Genomic DNA, 16738 nt, shown 5'->3' with positions numbered 1-16738 from the left:
AAAAAAAATTGAATCACACGAAATTTCAAGCTGCAACGGTCAAAATAACCCTTTGTATCTTATCTTTGCAGGTATATAAAAATATGCAAATATGAGCTTCCGAATTGAAAAAGACACCATGGGTGAAGTAAAAGTTCCTTCAGATAAATACTGGGGTGCACAAACTGAAAGATCGCGAAATAATTTTAAAATTGGCCCTGCTGCTTCCATGCCCCTGGATGTGATCATGGGATTTGCCTATTTGAAGAAGGCCGCAGCATATACCAATTGTGAATTGGGGGTTTTAACTATTGAAAAAAGGGATCTTATAGCCCGGGTTTGCGATGAAATCCTTGAGGGAGACCATAATGACCAATTTCCTCTTGTGATATGGCAAACCGGTTCCGGAACTCAGAGTAATATGAATGTAAATGAAGTAATTGCAAACAGGGCTCATGAATTGGCAGGAAAAACTATTGGTGAAGGAGAAAAAACAATACAGCCAAATGATGACGTAAATAAATCGCAGTCATCTAATGATACCTTTCCAACGGGTATGCATATTGCCATTTATAAAAAAATTGTAGAAGTTACTATCCCGGGACTGAAACAATTGCGAAATACCCTAAATAAAAAAGCAGAAGCATTTAATAATGTGGTTAAAATTGGCAGGACGCATTTAATGGATGCAACTCCATTAACACTAGGCCAGGAATTTTCGGGTTATGTTTCTCAAATAGACCATGGATTAAAAGCTCTTAAAAATACTTTGGATCATTTAAGTGAATTGGCATTAGGCGGGACAGCAGTGGGAACAGGATTAAACACGCCTAAAGGCTACGATGTTCTTGTGGCTAAATATATATCGGAATTTACGGGACTTAACTTTAAAACAGCTCCGAATAAGTTTGAGGCGCTTGCTTCACATGATGCCCTAGTTGAAAGTCATGGGGCTTTAAAACAATTGGCCGTCTCCCTGAATAAAATTGCCAATGATATTAGAATGATGGCATCAGGGCCCAGATCCGGTATAGGAGAAATCATAATTCCTGCTAACGAACCGGGAAGTTCAATAATGCCGGGTAAGGTAAATCCAACCCAATGTGAAGCACTTACCATGGTTTGTGCGCAAGTTATGGGCAATGATGTTGCTGTTACTATAGGAGGAACACAGGGGCATTATGAGTTAAATGTTTTTAAACCGGTAATGGCTGCAAATGTTTTACAATCTGCTCAGCTATTGGGAGATGCTGCTGTAAGTTTCGATTTAAATTGCGCGGTGGGTATTGAACCCAACCATGACGTAATAAAAGAGTTATTAAATAATTCCTTAATGCTTGTAACAGCCTTAAATACAAAAATTGGATATTATAAGGCCGCCGAAATAGCAAATACCGCACATAAGAATGGTACCACCTTAAGAGAAGAAGCTGTTAATCTGGGATATGTTACCGAAGAAGAATACGATGAATGGGTTAAACCGGAAGAAATGGTCGGTGGTCTTAAATAGAATTTTCTATTGTCGCTTTACCTGTTTAGTTATCAGCATTCCATTGATGTACAGGGGAATATTTAGTGAATTTGTTTCAAATCACGGGAGAAAGAGATTTGATTTAGTATAATTCCAATAAAAAAGGGCCAACCCTAAGATTGACCCTTTTATATTTATGGATAGTGTTTATTACTTTAATGCGAACTTAGATGTTCCAAGTAATTTTAGTTTGTCATCATAAACATTCACCATGTAATTTCCTTTTTGGAAATCTCCTGATGGCTTATTTATAAAATCACATACATCCAAATTATTATTCTCGTAATAGAATGCAGTTTCTTTGCTATAAGATACGCTAGCTCCGTCTTCACTGGACTTACTTAATCCACCGCCCAGAACGTTACCCTGAGGATCTAAAACCTCAACCAGAAATTCTCTGTCACCAGCTTCGGCTATTACATTATCAGCAACCGTAAAACAGATTTTAAATTTATCCGTACTCTTTGCTCTTGAAGTAGAAACCAATTTACCATTGTTGCGCTCTCTAACTGCATCTACAGTGAAAGAAGACAGATTCAATGCTGAACCTCTTTCCACAGCATCGGCCAATTGCGTATTTTGAACAACTAACGAATCATTAAATACCGTTTGCTTCTCTAATTCAACAAAAGTACTGTCTCTCTGCATTGCAATTAAAGTATTAGACTGGGTCAAAGAATCTACCTGACGTAATAATTCCTCTCTTTCAGCCTTAAGTACATTTACCTGCCTTCTATACCTGGAAAGAGAAGCGATATCAGCTTTCATTGTCTTAACAGAGTCAATATATTTAGCAATTCTATCTCTTGCGGATACCAATTCCTCATTTGTAGCATTGCTTTCCAGGATAGCCTTATCGTATTCAGATTTTAAACTATTTAAATCCTCTACAACAAGATCTTTCTCCTGCGTAAGAGCCATAGTTGTCTTTTTCTTATCCTGATAGAGACTAACAGTGTAAATAATAGTTGCTAATAGAACTACGCCTAATAAGCCAGCTATAACTTTTAATCCATTGTTACTTTTTGTTTCAGTCATAATGTAAATATTAATTAACCTTTTTTATTACTTTTTATAAAGTAGTTGTTTGTATCAGTCTATATACGGTTTAGATTTGCTTTTAGATTTTTCTTGCCAAAATTTATTAATTAATTTTAACGCGTATTTCCTGATATTAGGTCTGGTAGTCCTAAAATTCGATACAAATACTATCTATCTATGAAAATCATACCTTTCAGACCAGGCCTTGCCAAATACTTCAGAGATTTGAATTTATCATGGCTGGAGAAGTATTTTTACGTAGAAAATAAGGACACCGAATTACTGGAGAATTGCGAAAACAGTATAATTAACAAAGGTGGCTACATTTTTTTTGCGGAGATAGACAACGAAATTGTGGGGTGTTATTCGATGATTAAGTTAAACGATTCTATATACGAACTTGGAAAAATGGCTGTTGATCAGTCATATCAGGGACAAAAAATTGGTCAAAAACTTATGCTTCATGGAATTGCTTTTGCAAAAAGTCAAAATTGGAAAGAATTAATTCTGTATTCAAACACTATCCTGGAACCTGCCATTCATATTTATAAAAAATTTGGATTCAGAAAAGTAGCCCTGGAAAAGGATACACCTTACGCAAGAAGCAATATAAAGATGCAGCTTGTTTTGTATTAAATAATTATTAAATATCTTTAATTAAACACAGCATTATAAACTTAAATCAATATCGTGAGAAACTTCCTGATTTCTATTACTCTTATTTGCTTTTTACTCAATACCGGATGCAAAGAAAAGGCTAAAACAGCATCCACTGCAGATTCGGATCTTAATTATGGTGAGCAAATGCAGGCACCGCCTGAAACACAGTCCGAAATAAAAATTATTCCAATAGAACACGCCACCACAGTTCTTGAGTGGGGTGATATTACAATTTATATTGACCCTGTTGGCGGACCTGATGTGTTTAAAAATCAAAAACAACCCGATTTAATTCTGATCACAGATGTACATGGAGACCATTTAAGCGTGGAAACAATTGAAGGATTAAATACGGCCAATGCAAAGATATTGGTGCCTCAGGCCGTTGCAGATGAAATCCCGTCAAAATTTGCACCCCAAATCGATGTACTGAATAACGGCGACTCAAAAGAGCGATTTGGTCTTACTGTTGAAGCCATCCCAATGTATAATCTGCGGGAAGAAGCTAAAGCATTTCATGAAAAGGGAAGAGGGAATGGATATGTTTTAAATATGGGTAATCAACGATACTATTTCTCCGGCGATACCGAAGATATTCCGGAAATGCGCGCATTAAAAAATATTGACAAGGCATTTATTTGTATGAACCTGCCCTATACCATGACCGAAGAAAGTGCTGCGGCAGCCGTACTTGAATTTCAACCAAAGGAAGTTTATCCTTATCATTACCGTGGCAGACCGGATGTTAGTGACGTAATTAAATTTAAAGCATTGGTAAATCAGGGTAATCCGGAGATTAGCGTTATACAGCTGGACTGGTATCCTAATGACGAATTCTAGGAAATAATCATTAAAAATAGAGTTTATCGAATTAATTTCTTGTACTTAATTCTTTTGGGCATAATATCTGCCCCCAGGCGCTTCTTTTTATTTTCTTCATACTCGGTAAAAGATCCCTCAAAGAAGTAAACTTGAGAATTCCCTTCAAAGGCCAGTATATGTGTACAAATACGATCCAGAAACCAGCGATCATGGGAAATTACAACTGCACAACCTGCAAAATTTTCCAAACCTTCCTCTAATGCCCTCAAAGTGTTTACGTCCAGGTCATTTGTTGGCTCATCCAATAGCAATACATTGCCTTCTTCTTTTAAAGTCATTGCGAGATGCAATCTGTTTCGTTCTCCTCCGGAAAGCATGCTTACTTTTTTATTCTGTTCACTTCCGGAAAAATTAAATCTGCTTAGATATGCCCGGGAGTTAACCTGCCTCCCTCCCATCATAATCAATTCCTGACCATCACTGAAATTCTCCCAGATAGACTTGTCTTTCTGAATATTGGAATGGATTTGATCTACGTAGGCAATCTTCGCTGTGTCACCCACAATAAATTCGCCTTTGTCCGGCGCTATTTCACCCATTATCATTTTAAAAATAGTTGTTTTCCCAGCCCCATTGGGGCCTATTACTCCAACTATTCCTGCTTGTGGTAACATAAAATTTAAATCTTCATATAGCAATTTATCCCCGAAAGCTTTGCTTACATTTTTAGCTTCAATTACATTGGTTCCAAGCCTGGGGCCATTCGGGATATAGATTTCCAACTTTTCATCAAGTTGTTTCTGATCCTGATTTAATAGTTTGCTATAATTTTTAAGTCGGGCCTTTTGTTTGGCCTGCCTGCCTTTTGCGCCCTGACGCACCCAATCTAATTCCCGTTCCAGGGTTTTCTGTCTTTTAGATGCCTGTTTACTCTCCTGTGCAAGACGTTTGGATTTTTGATCCAGCCAGCTGCTGTAATTTCCTTTCCAAGGGATACCTTCGCCCCTATCTAATTCCAGTATCCAACCGGCTACATTGTCCAGGAAATAGCGGTCGTGTGTTACTGCAATAACCGTTCCTTTATATTGCGCCAAATGGTGTTCCAGCCAATGAACAGATTCAGCGTCCAAATGGTTTGTTGGCTCATCCAGCAATAAAATTTCCGGTTCCTGTAATAGCAACCTGCATAACGCCACCCGCCTTCTCTCGCCACCAGACAATAATCCAATCTTCATGTCTGCCTCCGGCGTTCTCAGGGCATCCATTGCAATCTCAAGTTTAGTATCGAGCTCCCAGGCATTTGATGCATCTATCTTATCTTGCAAAGCTGCCTGCTTGTCCATAAGTTTCTGCATTTTATCCGCATCTTCATATACCTCCGGTAATCCAAACATATCATTAATTTTGTTGTATTCTTCCAGGATAGCAACGGTTTCTGATACCCCTTCCTTTACAACTTCCAATACAGTCTTATTTTCATCAAGTAAAGGTTCCTGTTCTAAATAACCCACATTATAACCTGGAGAAAACACTACATCTCCGTGATAATTTTTGTCAACACCAGCAATGATTCGCAACAATGTAGACTTTCCGGATCCATTAAGACCGAGTATTCCAATCTTGGCTCCATAGAAGAAGCTTAAATAAATATTTTTTAGTACCGGTGTATTCGCATTCTTATAGGTTTTAGTAACCCCGGACATGGAAAAAATCACCTTCTTATCGTCAGACATAAACTCAATATGTTTTTTGGAATAGTATTAATCAAAAAAGTTAAAAACGCTGAAGTCTAATAGAAATATAAACAAGGAAATAACTTAGTTTAAACCCGCCCTTTTAATGCATTGAATACCCAGGCTATTGCAAAGAAACCAAGTCCTACTGAGGCAAATCCCCATCCGGCTACATCGTCGTAACGAAATGCACCAAGGGCGATTAATCCGAAGCCGACAAAAATCATTATAAAAGTAGCCCAGGCAAGGACTGTATTCTTGTTCATTCCCATGATAGTTAGTTTAGTTGGACCTCAAATATCGTAAATTTTATAAGAATTTTTCATAGTAAATACTTAAACTTTTACTTTTCAAAGGGGAATACCACTCCAGTTTGTTCCCTAATATCGTCCATAATCCTAATTAAATCAATAGTATGTTCAAGCGACCAGAGTTTACTTTCCAATTCACCTTTCCTCAGGCAATGATGCACTTCTTCGATTTCATATTCATATCCTTTTCCTTTTTTAGGTAACAAGACTTTTTCTATTTCATCATTTTTTTCTATTGAATATTCCTGAGTCTCATGCCATCGGGGAGCCAAATACACCGTTCCTTCGGAACCGGAAATCTGTGCTTTCATTTCCGAATCCGAGGTAAGTCCGCTATACAATATAGCCTGGGCATTTGGATATTCGAAAATCATTGAAGTTTGGATATCTACGCCTGTTTTGTAAATTTTAGAAGTAGCCATAATTTTTTCGGGGTATCCCAAAATAAGATACGCTAAAAAAATAGGATAGATCCCAATGTCTAAAAGAGATCCCCCGGCCAATGCAGGATTTAGAAGCCTTCCGTTTTCATTCCTGTCGAGTGCGTAAAAGGCAAAATCGGCATGTACGTAGGCAATATCACCTATTATACCATCATCTAACAAATCCTTAACTTTTCTTATGGACGGGTTAAACCTGCTCCATAAAGCCTCCATCAAAAAAACCTTATTCTCCCTGGCTGCAGTTATCATTTTTTCAACCTCACCACTATTTATTCCCATAGGCTTTTCACAAAGAACATTTCTACCCTGGGTCATGGCCTGTATACTCAACTCCGCATGTGAAGTATGCGGTGTGGCAATGTAAACTACATCTACATCTTCACAACTAAATAATTCCATATAGCTGCCAAAAGCATATTTCGCATTATTTAATGCCTTAAAATGCCTTGCTTTTTCAATATCTCTGGATGCAACTGCAATAAGTTCACCATCTGCCACCAATTTTAAATCATCTGCAAATTTTTGGGCAATATTTCCTAATCCTACTATTCCCCAACGAATTTTTTCTTTCATGTCTTACTATTGAATTTTGTTAAAGTTAATCAATATTACTCCTTATCTTTAACCCTAATAAAGAAACTGAAGATAAATAATGGATATCAACTTCAATAAAAACGAAGATCGAAATAAATTACTTATATCAGAGCTAAAGAAAAGGCTTATTAAGGTAAAGTTGGGTGGTGGAAAAACGCGAATTGAAAAGCAGCATGAGCTTGGAAAAATGTCTGCAAGAGAGCGCGTAGATTACTTATTGGATGACAAAAGCAATTCTGTTGAAATTGGCGCTTTTGCCGGCGATAATATGTACAAGGAACATGGAGGGTGCCCCTCCGGGGGCGTTGTGGTCAAAATAGGTTTTATAAAAAACAAACAGTGTATTGTGGTGGCGAATGATGCTACAGTTAAAGCAGGGGCCTGGTTTCCTATTACCGCCAAAAAGAATCTTAGAGCTCAGGAAATTGCCATAGAAAATAGACTTCCAATTATATATCTCGTAGATAGTGCAGGGGTATATCTGCCAATGCAGGATGAGATTTTTCCGGACAAAGAACATTTTGGCCGCATATTCAGGAACAATGCCATAATGAGCAGTAAGGGTATAGTTCAAATAGCGGCAATTATGGGTAGTTGTGTGGCTGGTGGTGCCTATTTGCCAATTATGAGTGATGAAGCTTTAATTGTAGAAAAGACCGGAAGTATTTTTTTAGCAGGCAGTTATCTGGTAAAAGCAGCAATTGGGGAGGATATTGACAATGAAACTCTTGGAGGAGCAGTTACACATAGTGAAATAAGTGGTGTAACGGATTATAAAGCAAAGGATGACAAGGATGCTCTTGATACCATAAAAAACCTGATTGATAAAATAGGGGTTCCGGATACCGCTGGATTTAATAGAATTGAATCTGTAAAACCTGCAGAGAGGCAGGAAGATATTTATGGTATTTTACCGGGGTCACGTACTGAGCAATATGATATGCTTGAAATAATTAAACGCCTGGTAGACAAATCGGAGTTTCAGCAATATAAGGAAGGGTTTGGTAAAACTATACTGACAGGTTACGCACGCATTGATGGATGGGCTGTGGGCATTGTAGCAAATCAACGAAAAGTAGTAAAAACCAAAAAAGGCGAAATGCGATTCGGAGGAGTTATTTATTCGGATTCTGCAGATAAGGCCACAAGATTTATCGCCAATTGTAATCAGAAAAAAATACCTCTGGTTTTCCTACAGGATGTAACCGGGTTTATGGTAGGCAGCAAAAGTGAGCACGGTGGTATTATAAAAGATGGGGCAAAAATGGTTAATGCGGTTAGTAATTCTGTTGTACCCAAATTTACGGTGATTGTTGGCAATAGCTATGGAGCCGGAAATTACGCCATGTGCGGTAAAGCCTATGATCCAAGACTTATTGTGGCATGGCCCAGCGCGGAGTTGGCGGTAATGAGCGGAAATTCTGCTGCCAAGGTTTTACTACAAATAGAAAAGGCTTCTTTAAAAAAGAAAGGCGAGAAAATAACGCCCGAAAAAGAAGCTGAACTCTTCGGTGAAATTAAAAAAAGATATGACAGGCAGATATCCCCCTATTATGCAGCTGCGCATTTATGGACAGATGCCATAATAGATCCACTGGAGACACGCAAATGGATTTCAATAGGTATAGAAGCAGCAAATCTTGCACCTATTGAAAAAGCATTCAATATGGGCGTATTACAGGTTTAGTTACCCAAATGTTCAGTCACCCTTGGAATTAGCAATAATTCTGTTTGCCGGCCATTTACATACCTGAATCCTTCTTCCCCATAGAAGCCTGCTTCTTCGAGCATAATTCTAATATCCCTATTCCATTCCGGAATGTTAATTGTCGTATTTAATTCAATAGCATATACGGTGTCAGGATTGAGCGGATAATTCTCGCCGTCGTCTTTCATAACGCCCCCCTGGGAATCCCACATACCGATAGTTGTTCCTGCAGAATGACCATAGGAGCCCAATGGATGTGTATAAATAGCAGGCTTAAGGCCGGCATTTTTGGCCTCATCCAACGCAATTTTTAATATTTGATTTCCTGTTCGACCCTTTATCATATTCTTCGTGAGATAGTCCTGTACCCGATTCCCGTCTCTCAGGCCTTTCTTTAAATAATCAGGCGCTTCCTTCTCTCCTGGTTTTAAAACATAGGCCAATTCCTGACAATCCGTGTTTAATCGTAAATACGTAATCCCAAAATCACAATGCACTAAATCTCCAGGTAAAATTACCATTTGGTCTGGCCTCCCGGAAAATGAATAGAGATGACCCGCCAATTCATCATTTGAGCGCTGCACATCTACAGTAGGATGAAACCAGGTCTCGAGACCCAGATCTGTAACTTTTTGCCTCATCCACCATTCTACTTCAGTAGTTGTTGTAATCCCCGGGGTTATTACTTTTTCAGAAAATGCCTCTTCTATAATTTGATGTGTAATCGAAACCAATTGATTATATATTATCATTTCCCGTTCAGTTCTTGTTTCAATCCATCGAACAGCAAGTTGCTCAGCAGATACAATTCTTGAAGTGTATTTCTTTGGCAAATTTTGCATGAATTCCTCATAATCCGTCTTATCTAAACCATCGGCAATATTGTGATCCTTAGAAAAATTTAACCCAATTTTTTTTGGATTGCGTTCTTCTATCAATTGAACCAATCGTTGCCATTGATCCGGCTCTTTCTCTTTATCCCAGGCAGAAGAGATGTTTTTTCCTACGTCATATCTCGCTACGGCCAGTTTTTCGATTGTATTCCTGGTTTTATCCCTGTAAAACAACAGAATTGTTCTTCTTCTGGCATTTAACCATGTAGACGGCAGCATCGTCCTTAGCACCGGATCTTCATTGTATTCCCTTGAAATAAGAATCCACATATCCAAATCTGATTGGTCCATTAGTTCGGGTAGTAGTACTTCAAAACGTTCTTTTAGGATTTCGTCTATTACTTGAGCGCGTTCTTCTTCCGATAAGATTTGCTGGCTTAATAAGGATGTGCAAATAAAAAGGAATAGCAATGTAATATGGCGTTTCATAAAAAAGGTAGATTTATTCTTATTAAAATTAAATTAAAATTTGGGATTTTACCCGAATAGAAATTATCAGCTTTTTATCATAGACAAACTTTTATCTCTGATAATCTTGCCATTGGCCGTATTTTTGAAAGCGGGAACATAAAAGATTTCTTTTGGTATCTCAAATTTATTCAAATCGGATTTATTAATCAGCTCCCGGAGCCCCTCTATATTTGCACCTTCGATTACCAAGGCCAATTTCTGTCCTAACTTTGCATCCGGCAATGCGCTAACAAAAAATCTTGATTCGATTAAGGCTGAAAGTTTTTGTTCTATTTGTTCAGGTATTAATTTGATCCCACCTGAATTAATAATGTTATCATATCGTCCCAGCCAAATAAATTCCTTTTCTGAGATCAATTCTACAATATCATTAGTGATTACGGGATCATCACTAATATTTGGGGCATTGATGACAAGACATTTTCTGTCATCCTGAGAAATAGATATATCCGGCAATATTTCAAAAGCATTAGGATCGGAGTTGGCATCACAATGATTCAATGGTCTGACAGCAACATGCGTAATAGTTTCCGTCATGCCATAAGTTTCATAAACCTTTGCACTACAAGAGTTCACCAAATTTCTTAATTGCGTAGATACCGGAGCTCCCCCAACTATGATTGTCTCAATCTGATTTAATTTATTTATCGAAGATTCCAATTGAAGAGGTACCATGGCACAAAATTTATACGACTTTGCTACACCATCCAAAGGTCTCGAAGTTGGAGGGGCAAAATCTAGTTCTAAACCCAGAACCATGGCTCTAACGAGCATCATTTTACCAGCAATATAAGCAGCAGAAAGGCAAAGTAACACCCTATCACCTGCCTCTAAACCGAAATATTCGGCAGTAACTTTGGCAGAATTTACCATATGCTGCTTTTTTAACGCTACCCCACTTGGTATGCCTGTGGAGCCAGATGTTCGAACTGTAAGCGCAGGATCAGGAGACAACCAATCCAGCAGAAAGTCACCTATTTCCTTTTCAAAATCTACTCCTTCCTTAATTAAACTATACGCTACCTCTTTTAATTCTTCATTGGAATATGCATAGCCATTAAGTTTAAACTGTGGTGGTATTTCGACTTCCATTAAGTTTAATTTTTAGATATATTATCTAAATCTGACGGGGGTACGACTTTACCGGTTAGGCGTTCTTTCCAGTTGGTCCAACCATATTTTTTTGACAAAATAAGAAGCATTAAGGGGTATATGATAAAAACCGGTGCAAAAACTTCCCAACCAATTTCCGGTTCGGAAATATCCTTATAAATAGAATTTGTTTGAAAAGCCGTCCATTCTGCGGTAACAAGTATCGCTGCTGTTAAGTTATTTGCAGCATGAAAACCAAGCGCTAACTCCAGGCCTTCATCCATTAAAGTAAGAATACCAAGAAACAAACCAGTTCCAATATAAAAAACCATGACCCCGTATCCAATTTTGGCTACTTCCGGATTAAAAATATGTAGCAACCCAAAAAATAGGGATGTACCCAAAAGCGGAACCCATCTGTTTTTTGCCGCTATACCCAATCCCTGCATTAAATAACCACGTAGAAAATACTCTTCAAAACTGGTTTGTATAGGAATAAGAATAAGGGCTATGAGCAACAAAACCAAAAATGGTCCCGGTTGAAAATTATAAACGTAGTCATCTGGCGAGATGAAGATATCCAAACCAATGAACAGCACCGAAATTACTGCCCATAAAAAAAATGTGAAAAACACCCGTTTCCAGTCAATGCTTTTTCTTGAAGTACTTAATGAACGAAAGCTTTGTTTGTGTAAATATTTAACGGTAAGGTATAGTGCCAAAAACCCAATAACAAAGGTTAACAAGGCAAGAAAGAAAAATAAATTAGAGCCCAAAAGATTGGAAATACTTGCCACGTCTGTAGGGTAATCTCCTGTTTCTAAAGCTTTTGCCAAAAGTATCAATACCAGGGGCCCAGCTCCAATAAATTGCCACCCAATGAAAATTATTAATACTCCAACGGCATATCTCCAGAGTTCATTTAATCCTTTATAACCTTGTTCTATGTACATAATTTGTTTATTAAGTTTTGTTCCCAGTTTGAATGCCTGTCATAAAATAATTTTCCATCCTTTATCCTAAGAGGGCTGTCAAAGTTATTGGTAAATAACGACCCTGTTCCTAATCCCTGTGGAATTTTATTATTTAGTGTATATGTCCACTGAGCAATGGCATTAAGACCAATATTACTTTCCAGGGCACTTGTAATCCACCAGCCAATATTTAATTTTTCTGCTATTGCTATCCAATCTTCGCATGCTTTATACCCCCCTATCAGACTAGGTTTTAAAATTATATAGTCCGGCATTATGGTTTGAAGTAAATCTGCCTTTTCCTTTAAAGTGAAGTGGCCAATCAGTTCTTCATCAAGGGCAACCGGGAGTGAAGAATTTTTGCAAATATTCTTCATCTTTATCGGAAATCCTTGTTTAATGGGTTGTTCAATAGAATGTATCCCCAAGTCTGCCAATTTACTCAGTTTATCCAGGGCTTCCTCTTCTTTAAATGCCCCATTGGCATCTACCCGAAGTTCAATTTGTTTATGGTCAAATTTTTTTCTCAGGGAAGTCAATAGTGCCAATTCCTCGCTAAAATCAATAGCTCCTATTTTTATTTTAATACAACTGAATCCTGATTCTATTTTTTCCTTTATTTGTTCTTGCATATATTCCTTACTACCCATCCAAATAAGGCCATTGATATCGATAGCAGCCATGGATTCGGTGAAGTCGGAAGGAAAAAGCAAAAATGGGTTTTCAGATTCGAGCGAAATAAAAGCCTGTTCCACCCCAAATGCAATACTTGGATAATCCTTTAATACCTCTAAAAGCTTTTCTTTACCTAAATGGATATGTGAGCAGGTCCAGGACAATCTATCTTCGAAGTCCGGTTTATCATCAATACTCAGGCCCCTAAACAAACCACATTCTCCTACGCCAAATTTATCACGATTATTCAAAACCAAAAACCAGGTTTCTTTTTTGTTTAGTATTCCGCGCGAGGTACCGCTTGGTCTTTTAAAGTTTAAATCGTATTTCTTGTAACTAGCGTCCATGTGAATTGGTGCTAAATTTAACCATATTTTCAATCTAAAAAATAGGAGATTAAGGGAAATAGCAAAAAAGCACTATAATTGACCTCTCAGTTTGCCGTTATAGCTGAATTCCTGTCTTCAAATTAAAACGGAGCGGCTATTGGTCTAATGTAAACTCAAGAAATAGCTGGTTTCGATTCCTGCGAGCTATTCATATCTCCTGTTTGCCCAACAATTTTATAATTTGAAAAGAAATAAAAGATAGTTGCCCAGAACGAAACTATCTATGACCTTTGAATAAACAATTACCGGTAAGTATGCCCATACTTTTAAACTGTAAGTGCCTCTCCGATAGGCAATAAGTGTAATTTTTTGCCAGCTTTCGCAAAGGCTTCCAGAGCCTTATTATGGTCTATTTCTATATACCCAAAAGTATCATAATGATACCCCAATACCGAATTGCAGGAAACAAAATCTGCTGCCAGAACTGCATCTTCTATACCCATGGTAAAATTATCGCCAATGGGTAAAATAGCCAGGTCTAACTGATGTGTTAACGGGATCAATTTCATGTCTGCTGTCAAAGCCGTATCGCCGGCAATATAGAGTTGTTTGTCTTCGGTTGAAATAATAAATCCCCCGGGCTGACCGCCATATGAACCATCAGGAAAAGAAGAAGTATGTATGGCATTTGTATATTTTACTTTTCCGAAGTCAAAATTCCAGCTGCCTCCATGATTCATTGGATGTACCTTAAAGCCTTTGGCCTGATAATGCATGGCAATTTCATAATTGCTTACAATTACTGAATCAGATCGCTTGCCTATGGCCTCCACATCCAAAATGTGATCCTGATGCGCATGGGTAACCAGAATATAATCTGGATTCAAATCTTCAATATCAATCTTTCCGGTTGCCTTTTCGTTTCCGGTGATAAATGGATCAACTAAAACCTTGTATTGGCCTATCTCTATTAATAAGGAGGCGTGCCCCAAAAATGTAACTTTCATCTTAAACAAATTAGAAATTCAAATTTATTTAAAATTGAACCAAAAACGAACACCTTCTGTAGTTTTATCAATATTTAAAGTAGATTGTAGTTGATTTACAAGACGCTTCATTAATCGAACCCCCATAGATGAATTAACTCTTTCTTCAGAATCTTCACTTAGACCCACCCCATTATCCGTATATTCAAAGAATCCCTGATCCCCGTTTTTTCTAAGGTGTATATATATTTTACCATTTTCATCATCTTCGGGAAATGCATATTTAAATGTATTTGAAACCAATTCATTGAGTATTAATCCAAAGGGTATTGCCCTGTCAATATCTAATTCAACACCCTCAGCATCGATAGTAATATTGATATTATGACCTCCTTTCTTAAATACAGATTGTACGCTATTCACCAAACTTTCTATATAACCCTGCATTTCAATAACAGACAGGTCATCGTTTTGATATAATTTCTGATGTATCAGAGCCATAGCTTTAACTCTGCTTTTACCTTCTTCCAGAGCTTCAATGGCGGCTTTACTCCGCGTATTTTTGGTCTGCAAGCTCAAGAGGCTGGATACCATTTGCAGGTTATTTTTTACGCGATGATGAATTTCTTTAAGTAAAGAATCCTTTTCAACCAAAGAATTCTCAATTATATGTTTCTGTTCAGCAATAAGACGTTGATTCTTTATACTCTTTAAATAAGCGTAAACTAATCCGGCAAAACCCAAAAGTGTAAAAATCAAAGAAATAAAAACCAAGTTAATTTGTTCATCCTTAGCCTGCATTTCGTTTCTTGCAATTTCCATTTCCATCTTTTGTGCATCTATCATTCTCTTGGAATTCTCAATTTCATACTTTGCGACAGTTGAAAGCTGTTGTTTTTTAAGCGAGGAATCATTGGTATTAATAGAATCGGCAATCCTTACATTTTTCTTCAAATAAAAACTTGCATTTTTATAGTCCTCAATCTTGTCATAATAGGCGGCAAGTAGTCTATTCTTTTTAATAACATGCTCTATCTTAAGAGGCCTTAGCCTTTCATTTAAAATATCTTTGGCTTTTTGAAAATTTTCTAGTTGCAGGTGACAATCGGCCAGTGCCAGGCTATTTTCAATAATATCTTCAGAATAAAGCCCTATATTATTTTCCTCAATTAAATCGATACTATTTTCCAGGTAAGGTAATGCCTCTTCAAATTGTTTGAGTTGCAAATAGGATTTTCCAATATTGCCCTCTATAATACCCTTCAATAATTTGGCGTCCTTTAATTCTTTTTCTGTCTTTACCTGTGTAACATCATTTAAATAAACATCTACATAACCTTTGGCCTTTTTAAAGTTACTTAATGCAACCGACGAAGATTTATCGAGTAGCAAATACCGCCCTACATTATTATTGTATTCTGCAAGACCGAAGAGATCGCCGTTATCAATGGTCTTTTTCATATCCATGATGTAATCTTCCATGGCCTTTCTATGCAACCCCAGGTTAGAATAAATATCGTAGAAAGTAATATTCTCTGAGAAGCCTAAATCTCTTTTCTCCTGTCTTATCTCAACCTGTTTTCCATATAGCTTTAACTGCGAATAGTTATTATCTATAAGATCCAGCATAACCCTTTTGGTCTTCAGGTCTATTTTATCCTTTATAGAATATAAGTCATTGGCTATAGCCACGCTTTTGTCGTAGTCTCCCAAATCATAATAAATTTGGGATTGCATAAGCTTGTAATTGTTAATAGCTGTTGAATCTCCGGATTTCTCTGCAGTATTCAGATAAACATTAACCTCATCTAACCAATCATAGGCCGAGTTTTCGTTATACCTGTAAAGCGTATTAAAGAAATAATCAAACCTCTCCACAACATTGCGCTTATCCTTGAATACATCCAATGCATTCTCATCCAGGGTATCCAGAACCTGCGCTCCGACACTTTGAAATAAGGAAAGAAAGAATATTACTAAAATTTTACCCAGCGATTTTGCCATAACAAGCTTAGGGATATTTACCAAATACTATTTTGATCAGATTAAAAATATAACGTTTAAAACTATAACAACAATTTAAACTTACTACTAATTGGCCTTGTGCTTAAATTTTTGTTGTCAAGTAGAATGAAACTGTTGTCTATCATGGTCCATTTAAAAAACAAGCCCTTATAACCAACTATTTCCATTCTCATTTTATTACCAAAACACCTTCAACTTTCCATCGGTAATTTTTCTATACGTATAGAAAAAATACGTTCCTGAAATAAAAAAAGACCATACACATAGCATAGCCTTTTAAACTGTAATTTATTAACGATAAGATTTGGGGCGCTGGATTAGCGATTCAAATTTATCACCTAGAAATTTACCATTTGGAATTTTGTTGTGTAAGTGCATATTTATGTTGTGAATGGACGTTTTATAGTCATTAAATGCATTTCATCCGATTTTTTAACCTTTCATAGAGAAAAGAGTCCGGCTATAATTACT

At 37.1% G+C, this 16738-nt stretch carries 14 protein-coding genes; 4 read left to right on the top strand and 10 right to left on the bottom strand.

The features are described from left to right. Nucleotides 1–91 precede the first annotated feature (91 nt). Nucleotides 92–1489 (top strand): class II fumarate hydratase, encoded by a 1398-nt coding sequence (fumC, locus tag G504_RS0107510; RefSeq protein ID WP_019669542.1) that lies wholly within the window; start codon nt 92–94, stop codon nt 1487–1489. A gap of 171 nt (nt 1490–1660) precedes the next feature. On the opposite strand, the gene G504_RS0107505 is transcribed toward fumC, so the two are convergent. Further along, nucleotides 1661–2548 carry a hypothetical protein gene (locus G504_RS0107505; protein WP_019669541.1) on the bottom strand — a complete coding sequence of 296 codons (888 nt, stop codon included), beginning with the start codon at nt 2546–2548 and terminating at the stop codon, nt 1661–1663. 180 nt (nt 2549–2728) lie between these two features. Between G504_RS0107505 and G504_RS0107500 the strand changes: the two genes are divergently transcribed. Continuing rightward, entirely contained in the window at nt 2729–3187 is a 459-nt protein-coding gene (locus G504_RS0107500; protein WP_019669540.1) for a GNAT family N-acetyltransferase, read from the top strand. A 54-nt stretch (nt 3188–3241) separates the two neighbouring features. Then, entirely contained in the window at nt 3242–4051 is an 810-nt protein-coding gene (locus G504_RS0107495; RefSeq protein WP_019669539.1) for an MBL fold metallo-hydrolase, read from the top strand. A gap of 23 nt (nt 4052–4074) precedes the next feature. Here G504_RS0107495 and ettA read toward each other — a convergent pair whose 3' ends face one another. The 3 genes from ettA to G504_RS0107480 all read right to left on the bottom strand — a co-directional run bounded on the left by ettA (nt 4075) and on the right by G504_RS0107480 (nt 7093). Further along, the gene (gene ettA, locus G504_RS0107490) at nt 4075–5766 is read right to left on the bottom strand and encodes an energy-dependent translational throttle protein EttA (RefSeq protein ID WP_019669538.1); all 1692 of its coding nucleotides are present in this window, start codon (nt 5764–5766) and stop codon (nt 4075–4077) included. Nucleotides 5767–5855: 89 nt separating this feature from the next. Next, nucleotides 5856–6038: a CAL67264 family membrane protein gene (locus tag G504_RS18385; protein ID WP_019669537.1), complete on the bottom strand. Its 183-nt coding sequence runs from the start codon at nt 6036–6038 to the stop codon at nt 5856–5858. 71 nt (nt 6039–6109) lie between these two features. Next, complete coding sequence (locus G504_RS0107480; protein WP_019669536.1) at nt 6110–7093, bottom strand: Gfo/Idh/MocA family protein; 984 nt, start codon at nt 7091–7093, stop codon at nt 6110–6112. 79 nt (nt 7094–7172) lie between these two features. Between G504_RS0107480 and G504_RS0107475 the strand changes: the two genes are divergently transcribed. Further along, a complete protein-coding gene (locus tag G504_RS0107475; protein WP_019669535.1) occupies nt 7173–8801 on the top strand; it encodes an acyl-CoA carboxylase subunit beta in 1629 nt (542 codons plus the stop codon). Here the strand turns inward: G504_RS0107475 and G504_RS0107470 are convergent. From G504_RS0107470 to G504_RS0107445, 6 genes are all read right to left on the bottom strand, one after another. Then, entirely contained in the window at nt 8798–10144 is a 1347-nt protein-coding gene (locus tag G504_RS0107470; protein WP_019669534.1) for a M24 family metallopeptidase, read from the bottom strand. The genes G504_RS0107475 and G504_RS0107470 overlap by 4 nt on opposite strands. Before the next feature lie 66 nt (nt 10145–10210). Then, a complete protein-coding gene (locus tag G504_RS0107465; RefSeq protein ID WP_019669533.1) occupies nt 10211–11278 on the bottom strand; it encodes an AMP-binding protein in 1068 nt (355 codons plus the stop codon). Between the two features lie 5 nt (nt 11279–11283). Next, nucleotides 11284–12231 carry a CPBP family intramembrane glutamic endopeptidase gene (locus G504_RS0107460; RefSeq protein ID WP_019669532.1) on the bottom strand — a complete coding sequence of 316 codons (948 nt, stop codon included), beginning with the start codon at nt 12229–12231 and terminating at the stop codon, nt 11284–11286. Continuing rightward, nucleotides 12222–13274 (bottom strand): o-succinylbenzoate synthase, encoded by a 1053-nt coding sequence (locus G504_RS0107455; protein ID WP_019669531.1) that lies wholly within the window; start codon nt 13272–13274, stop codon nt 12222–12224. The genes G504_RS0107460 and G504_RS0107455 overlap by 10 nt, the downstream gene beginning before the upstream one ends. Nucleotides 13275–13582: 308 nt before the next feature. Further along, nucleotides 13583–14263 (bottom strand): metal-dependent hydrolase, encoded by a 681-nt coding sequence (locus G504_RS0107450; RefSeq protein ID WP_019669530.1) that lies wholly within the window; start codon nt 14261–14263, stop codon nt 13583–13585. A gap of 24 nt (nt 14264–14287) precedes the next feature. Next, nucleotides 14288–16246, bottom strand: coding sequence for a sensor histidine kinase (locus G504_RS0107445; protein ID WP_019669529.1), 1959 nt, complete (start codon nt 16244–16246; stop codon nt 14288–14290). Nucleotides 16247–16738: the final 492 nt, after the last annotated feature.

Source organism: Eudoraea adriatica DSM 19308, from assembly GCF_000382125.1.
Lineage (GTDB): Bacteria > Bacteroidota > Bacteroidia > Flavobacteriales > Flavobacteriaceae > Eudoraea > Eudoraea adriatica.
Note: the sequence above shows the minus strand (reverse complement) of the source record. Positions and strands in the feature narration are given on the sequence as shown.